The organism is Pseudomonas sp. NPDC096950 (assembly GCF_044762525.1).
Lineage (GTDB): Bacteria > Pseudomonadota > Gammaproteobacteria > Pseudomonadales > Pseudomonadaceae > Aquipseudomonas.
This window is the reverse complement of sequence record NZ_JBIWEL010000007.1, coordinates 235,289-250,659: the sequence shown is the minus strand read 5'-3', so window position 1 is coordinate 250,659 and position 15,371 is coordinate 235,289. Positions and strand designations below refer to the sequence as shown.

General features: G+C 61.6%; 10 protein-coding genes. 6 read left to right on the top strand and 4 right to left on the bottom strand.

The features are described 5' to 3' along the window. Together ACIQY3_RS14580 and ACIQY3_RS14575 are read right to left on the bottom strand one after the other, a co-directional pair. On the bottom strand, nucleotides 1–1,974 hold the full coding sequence (locus ACIQY3_RS14580) for a MacB family efflux pump subunit (RefSeq protein ID WP_403020467.1): 1,974 nt from the start codon (nucleotides 1,972–1,974) through the stop codon (nucleotides 1–3). After that, on the bottom strand, nucleotides 1,975–3,147 hold the full coding sequence (locus ACIQY3_RS14575) for an efflux RND transporter periplasmic adaptor subunit (RefSeq protein ID WP_403020465.1): 1,173 nt from the start codon (nucleotides 3,145–3,147) through the stop codon (nucleotides 1,975–1,977). It abuts the gene before it with no gap. Between the two features lie 318 nt (nucleotides 3,148–3,465). Between ACIQY3_RS14575 and ACIQY3_RS14570 the strand changes: the two genes are divergently transcribed. From ACIQY3_RS14570 to ACIQY3_RS14550, 5 genes are all read left to right on the top strand, one after another. After that, nucleotides 3,466–3,948 carry a sigma-70 family RNA polymerase sigma factor gene (locus ACIQY3_RS14570; RefSeq protein WP_054051507.1) on the top strand — a complete coding sequence of 161 codons (483 nt, stop codon included), beginning with the start codon at nucleotides 3,466–3,468 and terminating at the stop codon, nucleotides 3,946–3,948. Nucleotides 3,949–4,080: 132 nt separating this feature from the next. Continuing rightward, nucleotides 4,081–5,418: a lysine N(6)-hydroxylase/L-ornithine N(5)-oxygenase family protein gene (locus ACIQY3_RS14565; protein ID WP_403020462.1), complete on the top strand. Its 1,338-nt coding sequence runs from the start codon at nucleotides 4,081–4,083 to the stop codon at nucleotides 5,416–5,418. Nucleotides 5,419–5,922: 504 nt separating this feature from the next. Then, complete coding sequence (gene mgtA / locus ACIQY3_RS14560; protein ID WP_403020460.1) at nucleotides 5,923–8,628, top strand: magnesium-translocating P-type ATPase; 2,706 nt, start codon at nucleotides 5,923–5,925, stop codon at nucleotides 8,626–8,628. A gap of 160 nt (nucleotides 8,629–8,788) precedes the next feature. Continuing rightward, nucleotides 8,789–9,409, top strand: coding sequence for a response regulator (locus ACIQY3_RS14555; RefSeq protein WP_403020457.1), 621 nt, complete (start codon nucleotides 8,789–8,791; stop codon nucleotides 9,407–9,409). Then, complete coding sequence (locus tag ACIQY3_RS14550; protein ID WP_403020455.1) at nucleotides 9,410–12,634, top strand: transporter substrate-binding domain-containing protein; 3,225 nt, start codon at nucleotides 9,410–9,412, stop codon at nucleotides 12,632–12,634. A gap of 3 nt (nucleotides 12,635–12,637) precedes the next feature. On the opposite strand, the gene dkgB is transcribed toward ACIQY3_RS14550, so the two are convergent. Then, entirely contained in the window at nucleotides 12,638–13,441 is an 804-nt protein-coding gene (dkgB, locus tag ACIQY3_RS14545) for a 2,5-didehydrogluconate reductase DkgB (protein ID WP_403020453.1), read from the bottom strand. A 232-nt stretch (nucleotides 13,442–13,673) separates the two neighbouring features. Then, nucleotides 13,674–14,213, bottom strand: coding sequence for a PaaI family thioesterase (locus tag ACIQY3_RS14540; protein ID WP_403020451.1), 540 nt, complete (start codon nucleotides 14,211–14,213; stop codon nucleotides 13,674–13,676). A 193-nt stretch (nucleotides 14,214–14,406) separates the two neighbouring features. Here ACIQY3_RS14540 and ACIQY3_RS14535 point away from each other — a divergent pair, with 193 nt between their 5' ends. Next, nucleotides 14,407–15,273 carry a pirin family protein gene (locus ACIQY3_RS14535; RefSeq protein WP_403020449.1) on the top strand — a complete coding sequence of 289 codons (867 nt, stop codon included), beginning with the start codon at nucleotides 14,407–14,409 and terminating at the stop codon, nucleotides 15,271–15,273. Nucleotides 15,274–15,371: the final 98 nt, after the last annotated feature.

Here is a 15,371-nt window from a genome sequence, read left to right as displayed (position 1 = left end):
TCATTCACTGGTAAGGGCCGTGACCGGGTCGAGCCGGGCAGCTTTGCGGGCCGGCATGAAGCCGAAGACAACACCGGTAACAAGGGCGCAGCCGAAGGCGCCGAGCACCGCCATCAAGGAAAACGCGACGGCGACTTCGCTCAGCACCAACACGCCGCCGACGATCAGCGCCAGGGCAATCCCGGCGAGGCCGCCGACCACCGAGAGCATCACCGCTTCGGTGAGAAACTGGCGCAGGATGTCGCGCTGACGGGCGCCGGTGGCCATGCGGATGCCGATCTCGCGGGTGCGTTCGCGCACGGTCATCAGCATGATGTTCATCACGCCGATACCGCCCACCAGCAGCGAGATCGCGGCAATCGAGCCGAGCATCAGCGACAGGGTGTTCTGGGTGCGGGCTTCGGCCTGGATCATCGCCGCGTTATTGGTCAATTCGAAATCCTGCTTGCCGCCGTGCAAGCGCAGCATCAATTGCTTGATCGCGGTTTCCGCTTCCTTGACCTTGCGCGCGTCGGCCGTGGCGATGGCCACGTATTCGGGGTTGTGGGTGCCAAACAGCCGCACGCTGGCCGCCGAATACGGAATGGCAATGCGATTGTCGCTGTCGGAATCGCCGGAACTGGCGCCTTTTTCCGCGAGCACGCCGACCACCTGGAACGGCACGTTCTCGATCAAGATGTACTGGCCGATGGGGTTGGCCACATCCTTGAGCAATTTGGTGCGTACCTTGTGGCCAATCACCGCCACCGCCGCGCCGGACTTTTCATCGGCGTCGGTGAAGTAGCTGCCCTGGACCACCGGCCAATTGAAGATCGCCGGGAAATTGGTGTCGTTGCCGCCGACATAACTCAGGTGATCGACGTTGCCAAAACGCACCCCCGCCTCTGAGCCATTGACCGGCATGATCCGCCGTACTTGCGGCAGGCTGGCCAGGGCGGCGACGTCGTCGAGGGTGATGACGCCCGGCGGGGTGCGCGGGTTCGGCGCCGAGCCGCTGAGGTAAATAATGTTCGAGCCGAACGCGCCCATCTGCGCCATGACCTGACGCTTGCTGCCTTCACCGACCGCCAGCATCACCACCACCGACGCCACGCCGATGATGATCCCGAGCAAGGTCAGGGCGGTGCGGAATTTGTTGATCCACATCACCCGCCAGGCCGCGTGCACCGCATCCACCAGTTCGCCTTTCCAGGCGCCCGTGGCCTCGGCGCCTTCGCTGAGGCGCTTGCGCAGGTCCACCGCTTGCAGCGCGCCGGGATTGGCCGAGGATTGCGCGGCGAGGTTGTCATGGGCGCTGTCGCTGATGATCAGGCCGTCGCGGATTTCGATGATGCGCTTGGCCCGGGCCGCCACTTCGCGGTCGTGGGTGATCAGGATCACCACGTGGCCCTGGCTCGCCAGCTCGTCGAGCAAGGTCATGACCTCGGCGCCACTGTGGCTGTCGAGGGCGCCAGTGGGTTCGTCGGCGAGGATGATGTGCCCGCCGTTCATCAAGGCGCGGGCAATCGACACCCGTTGCTGCTGGCCGCCGGAGAGTTGGTGGGGGCGGTTGCCGGTGCGTGTGGCGAGGCCGAGGCGGTCGAGCAGGGCGGCGGCGCGGGCGTGGCGTTCGGCGGCCGGGGTGCCGGCGTAGATCGCCGGCATCTCGACGTTTTCCTGGGCCGAGCCGGACGGGATCAGGTGATAGCCCTGGAACACAAAGCCGAACGCTTCGCGGCGCAGCCAGGCCAGTTCATCGCTGTCGAGCTGGGCGACGTTTTCCCCGGCGAAGCGGTATTCGCCCGAGGTCGGCCGGTCGAGGCAGCCGAGGATGTTCATCAGCGTCGATTTGCCTGAGCCGGAAGCCCCGACAATCGCCACGAACTCGCCGGCATGGATCGCCAGGTCGATGCCGCGCAACACGTGGACTTCCGGGGCATCGCCGCCACCGTAGGCTTTGCGGATGTCCTGCAGGTCGATCAGGGGCGTCTGCATTCAGCCGCCACTCCCGTCAGCCGGGCCGATCAACAGGTGATCGCCTTCTTCGAGGCCATCAAGGATCTGCACTTTCAGCCGGTCACTGATGCCGGTGCGCACCTCCCGTTGCTGGAGGCTGCCGTTTTTCGCCACGACTTGCGCGGTTTGACTGTCGGCTTGCGTGCCGCCCTGCAGAGCGGCAATCGGTGCGGTGAGGACGTTTTTCGCCTGGTCGGAGACGAAGAACACCTGGGTGGTCATTTCTGCCATCAAGGCGTTGTCGGCGTTATCCACATCGAGCAACACGGTGTACAGCACCACGCGCCCGGTGCCGCTTTTGCTCGAGCTGGCAGGGCTACCGCCGCCCTGGCTGGTCTGGTCCAGGGGTTTGGGTGGGATCGGCAAGATCTGCCGCACCGTGCTGTTCCAGCGCCGATTGCCGCCGCTGAGTGTGGTGAACCATGCGGTCATGCCGGGTTTGACGTGGCCGATGTCGGCTTCCGAAACCTCGGCCCACACCGTCATCGGCGACAGCTTGGCAATGCGCAGAATCAGCGGCGTCTGCTGCTGGGCGTTGAGGGTCTGGCCTTCCCGGGCGTCGAGGGCCACGACCGTTCCGTTCATTGGCGCATAAATGCGCGTGTAGCCGAGTTCGGCCTGATCGCTGCGCAGGCTGGCCTGGGCCTGGCGGATTTGCGCCTGGAACATGTCCACGCGGGCCTGGGTGGCGCGCAGTTCGGCCTGTGCGGTTTGCACGTCTTCGGCGCGGGTGGCGCCACCGGCGGCGAGGTTTTGCTGGCGCTGGAATTTCTGCCGGGCCAGTTCGTGCTGGGCCTTTTGCTCCTCAAGCTGCGCCTTGAGGTTGTCGATGGAAAAACGCCCGGCGTCGAGTTTGGCCTGTTGCGTCGATGGATCGATTTCCACCAGCAGGTCGCCTTCCTTGACCACGTCGCCGACTTCCACATGGATCTTGTGGATCTGCCCCGACGCCTGGGCGCCGACGTCGACATAACGTCGCGGTTGCAGGGTGCCCAGGGCCGTGACGCTGCTTTCGATGTCGCCGCGGGTGACCTGGACCGTGGCGAATTGATCGCGGCCGGGCGGGAGAATCTTCCAGGCCGCGACAGCCATGACGGGGATCAGACAAAGGGCTACAAGCAGGGCGCGTCGGGTGTGTCGGGGACGTTTCATGCAGGGTTCCGGCCAGAGAAAATCGGCCCGTCGCTCAGCGGGCGCGCAAGACAAGGCGACCGCTGAGCGCTGTCGGAGGGCCGACAGACACGGGGAGCTGTCCTGTAAACGAGGAATGCAGGGAGGAATTTAAGCGCGGACACACAGAGTTACAGGTGTAGATCAGGACTATTTATCGGGCAAATCGAAACAGCACTTTAAATCTATATGAGAATTACTATAAATTACGCGACTTAAATTGCCACCATCCTGCCACTGCTTATTCAGCGGTCGCGGATGGCTCAAGGACAGAACCCGCACCATGTGCGGCCGGGAGTCATGTTGGAAAACTACTATCGCGAGCTGGTGTGTTTCCTGAACGCCAAGCTGGGCAACCGTCAGGTGGCCGAAGATGTGGTGCATGACGCTTATCTGCGGGTACTGGAGCGTTCCAGCGACACGCCGATCGAGCAGCCCCGGGCATTCCTGTATCGCACCGCACTGAATCTGGTGATCGACGACCATCGGCGCAATGCCCTGCGTCAGGTCGAATCCCTGGAAGTGCTCGACAACGAAGAGCGCTACTTCACCCCCTCGCCACACACCAGCCTCGACCACGGCCAACGCCTGGCCATGCTCCAGCGCGCCTTGGCGGAATTGCCGAGGCTGTGCCGCGAGAGTTTCCTGCTGCGCAAGATCGATGGCCTGTCGCACCCGGAGATCGCCGAACACCTGGGGATTTCCCGGGCGCTGGTGGAGAAGCACATCGTCAATGCGATGAAACATTGCCGGGTGCGCATCAAGCAGTGGGACGCCCACTGATCCCTTCCGCTTAAATTTTTTTTCATTGTCCTCGTCCCTACTCAACAGACGATCTGCTGTCCTGCCTCAGGCCGGTCAGGTCACCCAGGCTTTATCCCCGCTGCTGAGGGGTTCATCCAGAGGACACTGGAAATGACACAGGCAATTGCATCGCCCATCGTTCACGACCTGATCGGCATCGGTTTCGGCCCTTCGAACCTGGCGCTGGCCATCGCTCTGCAAGAGCGCGCACCGAGTCAGGGTGAGCTGGATGTACTGTTTCTCGACAAGCAGGCCGACTACCGCTGGCACGGCAACACCCTGGTGACCCAGAGCGAGTTGCAGATATCGTTCCTCAAGGACCTGGTGACCCTGCGTAACCCGACCAGCCCGTATTCGTTCGTCAATTACCTCAAGCATCACGGGCGCCTGGTGGACTTCATCAACCTCGGCACCTTCTACCCGTGCCGCATGGAGTACAACGACTACCTGCGCTGGGTCGCCGGGCAGTTCACCGAACAGAGCCGCTACGGCGAAGAAGTGCTGACCATCGAGCCGGTGCTGCACAACCAGCAGGTCGAAGCGCTGCGCGTGATCTCCCGGGATACCCAGGGCCAGCAACACGTGCGCACCACCCGTTCGGTGGTGGTCAGTGCCGGCGGTACACCGCGCATTCCCGAAGCGTTCAAGGCGCTCAAGGATGACAGCCGCGTGTTCCACCACTCCCAGTACCTGGCGCAAATGGCCAAGCAGCCGTGCGTGAACAACCAGCCGATGAGCATTGCGATCATCGGCGGCGGGCAGAGCGCGGCGGAAGCTTTCATCGATTTGAACGACAGCTTCCCGTCGGTGCAAGTGGACATGATCCTGCGCGGCTCGGCCCTGAAGCCGGCGGATGACAGTCCGTTCGTCAACGAAGTGTTCTCGCCGGAATTCACCGACCTGGTGTTCCAGCAGGCCAGCAGCGAACGCGAGCGTCTGGTCAACGAGTACCACAACACCAACTATTCGGTGGTGGACATCGACCTGATCGAACGCATCTACGGCATCTTCTATCGCCAGAAGGTCTCCGGGATTGCCCGCCATGCGTTCCGCACCCTGACCACCATCGAAAAAGCCACCGCCACCGAGCGCGGCATCGAATTGGCGGTGCGCAACAACGCCACCGGCGAAGTCACGGTTCGGCATTACGACGCCGTGGTCCTGGCCACCGGTTATGAGCGCCAGATGCACCGCAAACTGCTGGCGCCGCTGGAGCAGTACCTGGGTGAGTTCGAGGTCGATCGCAATTACAAACTGATCACCGACGAGCGCTGCAAGGCCGGCATCTACATGCAGGGCTTCTGCCAGGCCAGCCATGGCTTGAGCGACACCTTGCTGTCGATCCTGCCGATCCGCGCCGATGAAATTGCCGGGTCGCTGTATGAGCATGGCAAGTCCCGTGGGCATGGGCGGTCGGTGATGGATTTGTTGTTGGCCACCGCCAGTTAAGATTTTCTGCGCCTGATAGTCAGCCTTCGCGAGCAAGCCCGCTCCCACATTTAGTCCTGTGAACACAGGTCCATTGTGGGAGCGGGCTTGCTCGCGAAGGGGCCAAAAAGAACACCGAAAAACCTCGATCCTGAACCCTTCCTGAAGAACCCGCCGATTCCCCCGGCACACCTCCCGGCATCGTTTACTCTCCAGAAATCGGGGCGTAAGCTTCGCGCGTTTTCATCAATAGCGGAGACCCACAGTGGGTACTTGTTCGAGTGACAGTAGTCGGCCGGTTTCGGTAACCGGCACCTTCTCGGCAAGCTGACGCACAGTTTTTTGTGCCGTTGACTTGCTGCAAAGCGAGTAGCGGCATCCCGATCGCGGCCAGTGGCGGCGCGATTCCCGACGTCCCTCTCATCGACGCTGAACCGTGCGTGATGCTCGACTTGCCAGTCGACATCGCGACGACTCGACGCGCCTGCTCGACGGTTTCCCGGCTGACCCTGGGGGGCAACTGCCATGAACCTGACCTTGCTCAAAGAATTCTTCGCCGGATTCCTGCGCACCCGCCACATCGCCCGGCACTTCCGTCGCCTGGCGCTGCTGGAAAGCATCAACGACACCACGGTCAGCCGTGAAGTACCGCCAACCCTGGCGCAGACCCTGGTGTCGGCGGCCAATAGCGACACTGGCCTGTTGCTGGATAACCTCGGCAGTCACAGCGACGGTTTGAGCGAGTCCGAAGCCGACGCTCTGCGCGAACAATTCGGCCTCAACGAAGTCGAGCACGAGCAGCCACTGCCGTGGTGGGTGCACCTGTGGCACTGCTACAAAAACCCGTTCAATTTGCTGCTGACCTTGTTGGCGGTGGTCTCCTGGTTCACCGAAGACATCAAGGCTGCCGTGGTGATTTTCTCCATGGTGGTGCTCTCGACCTTGCTGCGGTTCTGGCAGGAAGCCAAGTCCAACCAGGCGGCTGACGCGCTGAAGGCGATGGTGAGCAACACCGCGACCGTCATGCGCCAGGGCGCGCAACGCATCGAACTGCCGATCAAGCAACTGGTGCCCGGCGACCTGATCGTGCTCTCGGCCGGCGACATGATTCCCGCCGATTGCCGGGTGCTCAGCGCCAAGGACCTGTTCGTCAGCCAGGCTGCGATGACCGGCGAATCGATGCCGGTGGAAAAATTCCCGCGCCAGCAGGACAGCGACACCAGCAACCCGCTGGACCTCGACAACATTCTGTTCATGGGCACCAACGTGGTATCCGGCTCGGCCATCGCGGTGATCCTGACCACCGGCAACAGCACCTATTTCGGTGCGTTGGCCCAGCGAGTCAGCGCCACCGACCGGGCGCCGACCTCGTTCCAGAACGGCGTCAACAAAGTCAGCTGGCTGCTGATCCGCTTCATGTTTGTGATGGCGCCGCTGGTGTTGTTCATCAACGGGTTCACCAAGGGTGACTGGATGCAGGCGCTGCTGTTCGCGCTGTCCATCGCCGTGGGCCTGACCCCGGAAATGCTGCCGATGATCGTCACCTCGACCCTGGCCAAGGGCGCGGTGTTTCTGTCGCGCAAAAAGGTCATCGTCAAACGCCTGGACGCGATCCAGAACTTCGGCGCGATGGACGTGCTGTGCACCGACAAGACCGGCACCCTGACCCAGGACAAGATCTTCCTCGCCCGGCATGTGGACGTGTGGGGCGAAGAGTCCGATGACGTGTTGGAAATGGCGTACCTCAACAGCTACTACCAGACCGGCCTGAAAAACCTGCTGGACGTGGCGGTACTGCAACACGTCGAGGTGCACCGTGAACTGGAAGTGGCCACGGCGTTTGCCAAGGTCGATGAAGTGCCGTTCGACTTCACCCGGCGCCGCATGTCGGTGGTGGTGGCCGAGCATGAACGGCCTCACAACGTGTTGGTGTGCAAAGGCGCGGTGGAAGAAATCCTCGCCGGTTGCACCCGGGTGCGGCATGGCGATAACGATGAGCCGTTGACCGATGAACTGCTGGCGCGGATTCGCGAAGTGACCGCGTCCTTCAACGAAGAAGGCTTGCGCGTGGTGGCGGTGGCGGCGCGGCACACGCCGAAGGATCAGGCGGTCTACAGCATCTCCGATGAGCAGCAAATGACCCTGATCGGCTACGTCGCGTTCCTCGATCCACCTAAGGAAAGCACCGCGCCGGCCCTGCGCGCGCTGGCGGCCCACGGCATTGCGGTGAAAGTGCTGACCGGTGACAACGAACTGGTGACCGCGAAGATTTGCCGCGAAGTCGGCCTGGAGCAACAAGGTTTGTTGATGGGCAATGACGTCGAGCGCATGAGCGACGCCGAACTGGCGCTGGCCGTAGAGACCACCAACGTCTTCGCCAAACTGACGCCGTCCCACAAGGAACGCATCGTGCGTTTGCTCAAGGGCAACGGCCATGTGGTCGGGTTCATGGGCGACGGCATCAACGACGCCCCGGCGCTGCGCGCAGCGGATATCGGAATTTCCGTGGACAGCGCGGTGGATATCGCCAAGGAAGCCGCCGATATCATCCTGCTGGAAAAGAGCCTGATGGTGCTGGAGGAGGGCGTGCTGGAAGGGCGCCGGACCTTCGCCAACATGCTCAAGTACATCAAGATGACCGCCAGTTCGAACTTCGGCAACGTGTTCTCGGTGCTGGTGGCCAGTGCGTTTATCCCGTTCCTGCCGATGCTGCCGATGCATTTGCTGGTGCAAAACCTGCTGTATGACATTTCGCAGATTGCCATCCCGTTCGATAACGTCGATGCCGAGATGCTCAAGAAACCCCAGCGCTGGCAACCGGCGGATGTCGGGCGCTTCATGCTGTTCTTCGGCCCGATCAGCTCGATCTTCGACATCACCACGTTTGCCTTGATGTGGTACGTGTTCGACGCCAACACCCCGGACCACCAGACCCTGTTCCAGTCCGGCTGGTTCGTGGTGGGGCTGCTGACCCAGACGCTGATCGTGCACATGATCCGCACACCGAAGATCCCATTCCTGCAAAGCCGTGCGGCCATGCCGCTGATGGTCATGACCGGGATCATCATGGCGGTCGGGATCTTCTTGCCGATGGGACCGCTGGCGCACTACTTCAAATTGCAGGCGCTGCCGTCGCTGTACTTCGTGTTCCTGCCGCTGATTCTGCTGGCGTACATGGGGCTGACGCAGGCGGTGAAGGGGTTCTATATCCGGCGGTTTGGCTGGCAATAAACCAGTCGGGAGCGTTTGACCATTCGTCGGCACTGTCAGATCTGACAGGTAGTTTTGCCTGTCGGCCCATGCAAAAGTCATTGCGCAGCCGTTGCGTCTACCCCGGGCCGTTCCCTGGGGTGGTCGCTGCACAATCATGTCTTTTGCACAGGGAGTTGCCATGAAGTCAGCGCTGATTGTGGACGATCATCCGGTGGTACGGGCCGCAGTCAAAATTGTTCTTGAAAAGGAGGGCTTTAAACGGATTCACGAGGTGTCCAGCGGCAACGAGGTCATGGCAATGCTCCGGGAACATGCCCCCGATCTGATGGTGCTCGACCTGGTGATGCCCGGCCTTGATGGGCTGGAAGTGCTGGAGCGTATCCGGCTCAGTGAGTTCTCGTGCCGGGTACTGATCTTTACGTCCCTGGATCCGCTGTTTTTTCAAGAGCGTTGCATGCGTGCCGGGGCCCTGGCCTATGTCTCGAAAACCAACGACCTGAGCCAATTGCTCAAAGCGATCCATGCGCTCATGGCCGGCTATACCTATTTCACTCGATTGCCCTCGTCGTCCCTGGATTCGCTGCAAAGCAGTGAAAAGCAGTTGATCGACTCACTCTCCAATCGCGAACTTGCCATCTGCCGACACCTTGCAGGTGGAATGAGTAACAAGGCAATTGCCGAGCTCATGCACCTGAGCCACAAGACCGTCAGCACTTACAAGACGCGTCTGATCGAAAAACTCAGGGTGCATTCGGCGGTGCACTTGCGTGATTTCTGCAAACGCAATCATCTGATTTGAATGGACCGGACCGTGCGCGCCTGTCTGATCGTGCTGGTGCTGTTCACGGCATTGCAAGCCGCGAGCGTGAGGGCGGACGAGCCGCAAACCTTGCATCTGCTGGGACGCTCGACCGTGGACGGTTACGACGTCCAACTGGACGAAACGGATTGGCAATGGCTGCGCCACAAACGGGTGTTGCACCTCGGTGTCTCGGGGCCGGACTACCCGCCCTTCGAGGTGACGCGTAATCATGATGAGCTGGAAGGCATCACCGCCGACTACGCCGACCTGCTGGCGCAACTGCTGCACGTCAAGGTCGAGGTATTGCGTTACGCCACTCGCGAAGAAGCGATGCAGGCGCTCAAGCACGGAGAGCTGGACGCGCTCGGGACCTCGAACAACTTTGAGGTGGCCGACCCCGACCTGATCAGGTCCCGGGCCTACGCCGAAGACCAACCGATGCTGGTCACTCGCCTGGACGAGCGCATGCCTGACGATCTGGCCGGCAAACGGATCGCCATGGTTGACGATTATCTGCGGGCCATCAGTGTCGAAGCGTTCTACCCCGAGGCGCGCCTGCACCTGTATGCCTCGACGCTCGAAGCCCTCGGCGCCGTGGCGTTCGGCCAGGACGATGTGTACCTGGGCGACTTCATCAGCGCCAATTACCTGATCAACAATAACTACCTCAACAATGTGCATCTGGCGGGACCCTCCGGCCTGGACGCCAACCCGTTCGGCTTCGCCCTGGTCCGCAGCAATACGCAGTTGTCGGGCATTGTCGACCGGGCACTGGCGGCGATTCCCATGGATCAGCGCGCGGCCATCGAGCAGCGCTGGAGTGCCGGCCGGGCCAATCATTCCGGTCAGCAGAGCGTGCGCTTGAGCCCCGGTGAACAGCGCTGGCTGGCGCGGCACCCGACGCTCACCGTGGGCGTCGTCGAGGACTTCGCGCCGTTGACGTTTTTCGATGCCCAAGGACGCTTCAGCGGGTTGACGGCGCAGTTGCTGAACCTGATCAGCCTGCGCAGCGGCTTGAACTTCAGGGCGCAACGCAGCCGATCACTGGATCAACAGATCCAGCAACTCAAGGCCGGCGAGATTGACCTCGTGCCGGCGATCATTCCCAGCGCCGAGCGCGAGGCCGAGTTGCGTTTCACCCGTGCCTACTTGAGCAATCCGTTCGTATTGGTCAGTGCCACAACCCCGGGCAGCCCGAAGACCCTGGAAGATCTGGCGGGCAAGCGGTTGGCGATCAATCACAGCCTTCCACTGCGCGGCTTTATTCTGGCGCGGGTCCCGGGCATCCGCCTGGTGGACGTGCAAAGTCCGGCGCAAGGGCTGGAACTGGTGATGAAAGGGCAGGCTGATGCGGCACTCAGTTCGTTGATCCTGACCCGTTACCTGATTGTCCGGCACTACCACGACCGTCTGCGGATCAACAGCACCGTGGGCAATGAACCGGCCCTCATCACCCTGGCCACCGATCGCGGCGCCGTGGAATTGCAGTCGATCCTGAACAAGGCGTTGCTGAGCATTTCTCCCCAGGAGATGGACGATTTGGTGGCGCGCTGGAGCAATGACGTGATGGTGGATGACAGCTATTGGCTGCGTCATCGCCAGGTCATTCTGCAAGGCTTTGCCGCCGCCGGTGCCTTGCTGTTGCTGGCGCTGGGCTGGATCGCCTGGCAGCGCCGGCAGATTCGCCAGCGCCAGCGCTGGATGCAGCAATTGCAGGACGCCAAGGACGCCGCCGACGACGCCAACCGGGCGAAAACCACGTTTCTGGCGACCATGAGCCACGAAATTCGCACGCCGATGAATGCGTTGATCGGCATGCTTGAACTGGCCCTGAAACGCTCGGAAGAGGGCATCACCGATCGGTTTGCGATTGAAGTGGCGTCCAGTTCCGCGCAGCAATTATTGGTGTTGATCGGCGACATCCTCGATATCGCCCGCATCGAGTCCGGGCATTTGTCGTTGGCGCCGGAGCGGGCCAATTTGCGTGAGCTGACGGAGTCGGTGTGTCGGGTTTTCGAAGGACTGGCGCGGGAGAAGGCGCTGGATTGGCGGGTTTCACTGGATAACCGCAGCGACCGCGATGTGTTGATCGATCCTCTGCGTTTCAAGCAGGTACTGTCGAACCTGTTGAGCAATGCGGTCAAGTTCACCGAAGCAGGTGAGGTGAGTCTTACTTTGCGCGTGGAACTTGGGCTGTCCGGTCATCTGACGGTGAGGGTGGTGATTGAGGACAGCGGCATTGGCATCAGCGTTGCCGATCAGCAGCGGTTGTTCAGCCCGTTTGTGCAGGCCGGCAACAACCCGCAATCCGGGCGCAGTGGTTCAGGATTGGGGTTGGTGATCAGCCGCTCGTTGTGCGAAATGATGGGCGGGCGGTTGCAGCTTCACAGTGACCTCGGTCGGGGTACGCAGGTTGAGGTCAGCCTGGATGTGCCAGCCCTGCCAGCGTTGCAATCCGACGATGGGGCGCCAAACGGATGGCCAGCGCCGACCCGCTCGCTGACGATTCTGGTGGTCGATGATTACCCGGCCAATCGCCTGTTGCTCTCTCGTCAGTTGGGTTATCTGGGGCACCGGGTATTGGAGGCCGAGGATGGCGGGCAGGGGTTGGAGATGTGGCGAAAACAGGCGCTAGACGTGCTGATCACGGACTGCAACATGCCGGTGCTCAGTGGCTATGAACTGGCGATGGCGATTCGTGATGAAGAGCGAGCCCAAGGGTTGCCGGCGACGTTGATCCTGGGGTTCACCGCCAATGCCCAACCCGAGGAAAAGCTGCGCTGCCTTGAAGCCGGGATGGACGATTGCCTGTTCAAACCGATACGTCTGGGGGATTTGAATACCTGGCTGGCGGCGAGGTTTGCCGGCGAATCGCCCCGTGAGGAACAACCGGAGGCCGACATCGACCTGAGTGGCCTGGAACACTACGTCGGCAGCGACCGCACGTTGATCGATCGTTTAGTTCATGATCTGGCGGTGACCAACCGCGAGGATCGCGAGCAGTTGCTGCACGCGCACGCGGCGGGTAATCGGCAGGACCTCGGGGACCTGGCGCACCGCATCAAGGGCGGTGCGCGCATGGTCCGGGCGGTGCGGTTGATCGAGTGTTGCGAGCAACTGGAACAGGCTTGCGCCGAGGGTCGCGAGGACCTGATCGACATCGCCGTGGAGCGCTTGCAGCACACCATGGCGCGACTGGATCAGAGCCTCACGCTGCGTTGACAATCAATCCCAGTGCGGGGCGATGCCTTTCGGGCTGGTCAGACGCTGGCCGCGATCCAGACCGGCGATCAACGCCATGTCGGCATCGCTCAAGGTCAGGTTGACGGCGTGCAGGTTGCTTTCCAGGTTGGCGCGTTTGGTCGAGGAAGGAATCACCGCGTAACCCAGTTGCATGGCCCAGGCCAGGGTGATCTGGGCCGGTGTCGCTTGCAGGCGCTCGGCGATCTGCTGGATTACCGGGTCCTTCAACACTTCGCCATAGGCCAGGGTCATGTAGGAGGTGATCTGGATGCCCTGGCTCTGGGCGAATTCGACGACCTTGCGGTTTTGCAGGTACGGGTGCAATTCAATCTGGTTGGTGGCGATGTTCTCGGCACCGACGGCGGCGATGGCCTGTTTCATCAGGTCCACGGTGAAGTTGGACACGCCGATCTGCCGGGTCAGGCCCAACTGCTTGGCTTCGAGCAGGGCGCCCATGAATTCTTCCACTGGCACCTGGTTTTCCGGGGATGGCCAGTGGATCAGCGTCAGGTCCAGGTAGTCGGTCCGCAAGTTGCGCAGGCTCTGCTTGAGGCTGTCGATCAGGCGATCCTTGGCGAAATTGGCGACCCAGATTTTGCTGGTGATGAACAAATCCTGGCGAGCAATGCCGCTGGCGGCGATGGCTTCGCCGACGTCGGCTTCGTTCTCGTAGATCTGCGCGGTGTCGACGACCCGGTAGCCGAGCTCAAGGCCGGTGCTTACCGAATCGATGACCACTTGGCCTTGCAGGCGAAACGTACCAAGACCGAATGCGGGAATAGACATTGATGACTCCAGGGTTGCAGTGGGAATGGGCACGAGTATCCGCGCCGGCATCCTTGAGAAAAACCGCTGGTGGGGCAAAGCAATGTTTACTGAAAGTCATGAATGGGAGCAGGTGGGTGAGATTGTGGGTGTCTGATCTGGCGCCTTCGCGAGCAAGCCCGCTCCCACATTGAAATGCGGTCGAGTGTGGGAGCGGGCTTGCTTGCGAAGGCCGCACCGCGGATCCGGAACCTTACCCCCGCGCCTCAAGAATCATGCAGGTGGTCGATCCGGTCGCATACAACCGCCCATCCACATCATAAATCCGCCCCTCGGCCAGCGCCGTCGAACGCCCCAGATGCACAATCTTGCCCTCGGCGCGCACCGGTCCGCTGGCGCCGGTCAACGCCCGGACATAACTGATGCGCAGATCCAGGGTCGTGTAGCCCTGGCCTTTCTTCAATTGCGTGTGAATCGCACACCCCATGCACGAATCCAGCAAGGTCGCCGCATAGCCGCCATGCACGCTGCCCAACGGGTTGTAGTGCCTCGAATCCGGTGTGCCCTGGAAGATGAACAGCCCGGCCGACCATTCGATCGGGATGAAATCCAGCAACGTGCCAATCGGCGGCGAGGGCAGTTCGCCGTTGCCGATGCCCTCGAAAAACTCCGTGGGCGACAGCGCGCTGACCTCGGCCATTGACAGGCTGCCGGGGCCGGCGAGGCGGGCGCGCATGGCGTGTTCCTGGGCGATCCATTGGGCGAGGGTGGCTTCACGGGTGGGGCTTTGCATGTTCATGTCCTCAGGCGAATATTACGGATGTAATTTGCATCGATATTATGTCCGAAATAAAAACCTTGCCAGCCCTTGTTTGCTTATGTCGTTCTACTGGTGGAACGCTGAGGCTGATTGTTGCCGTCTAGTGTGGAATTAATATCAGATTTAAGCTGGGTCCATGGCTTCACTCACCTTTTTCGGAGGCGCGATGAAAAACATCATCGGTATCTACACCAGTCCCCGCGGCCATTGGGTCGGCGACGGCTTTCCGGTTCGCACGCTGTTTTCCTACGACACGATGGGCAAACACATCAGCCCGTTTCTGCTGCTGGATCATGCCGGTCCCGCCGAATTCACCCCGACCACCGACCGCCGAGGCGTCGGCCAGCATCCGCATCGCGGCTTCGAAACCGTGACCATCGTTTACGACGGCGAAGTGCAGCACCGCGACTCCACCGGCGCCGGCGGCACCATCGGCCCCGGTGATGTGCAATGGATGACCGCCGCCTCGGGGATCATCCATGAGGAATTCCATTCCGACGCGTTCGCCAAAACCGGCGGCACCCTGGAAATGGTGCAACTGTGGGTCAACCTGCCGGCCAAGGACAAAATGGCCGACGCCGGTTACCAGACGATCCTCGACCGCGACATCCCGAACATTCCGCTCAAGGACGCCGCTGGCAGCCTGCGTCTGATCGCCGGGGAGTTCGATGGCCACACCGGCCCGTCGCGCACCTTCACGCCGATTGATGTCTGGGACATCCGCTTGAACGCCGGCAAGTTGCTGACCCTGGACTTGCACGAAGGTCGCAACACCGCGCTGGTGGTGCTGCGCGGCACAGTGCAGGTCAATGGTTTGGAATTGGTGCGGGAAGGGCAGTTGGCGTTGTTCGAACGCGATGGCCGGCAGCTCAGCCTGGAGGCCAATAACGACGCGGTGGTGTTGCTGCTCAGCGGCGAGCCGATTGACGAGCCCATCGTCGGCCACGGCCCGTTTGTGATGAACAGCGAACAGGAAATCCACCAGGCATTTGCCGATTACCAGTCGGGGCGGTTTGGGCGGATGGGCGGCTGAATCCCGCAACACCGCAATAACCCTGTGGGAGCGGGCTTGCTCGCGAAGAGGGCGTGTCAGTCACTATCAATGTCGACTGGCACACCGCCTTCGCGAGC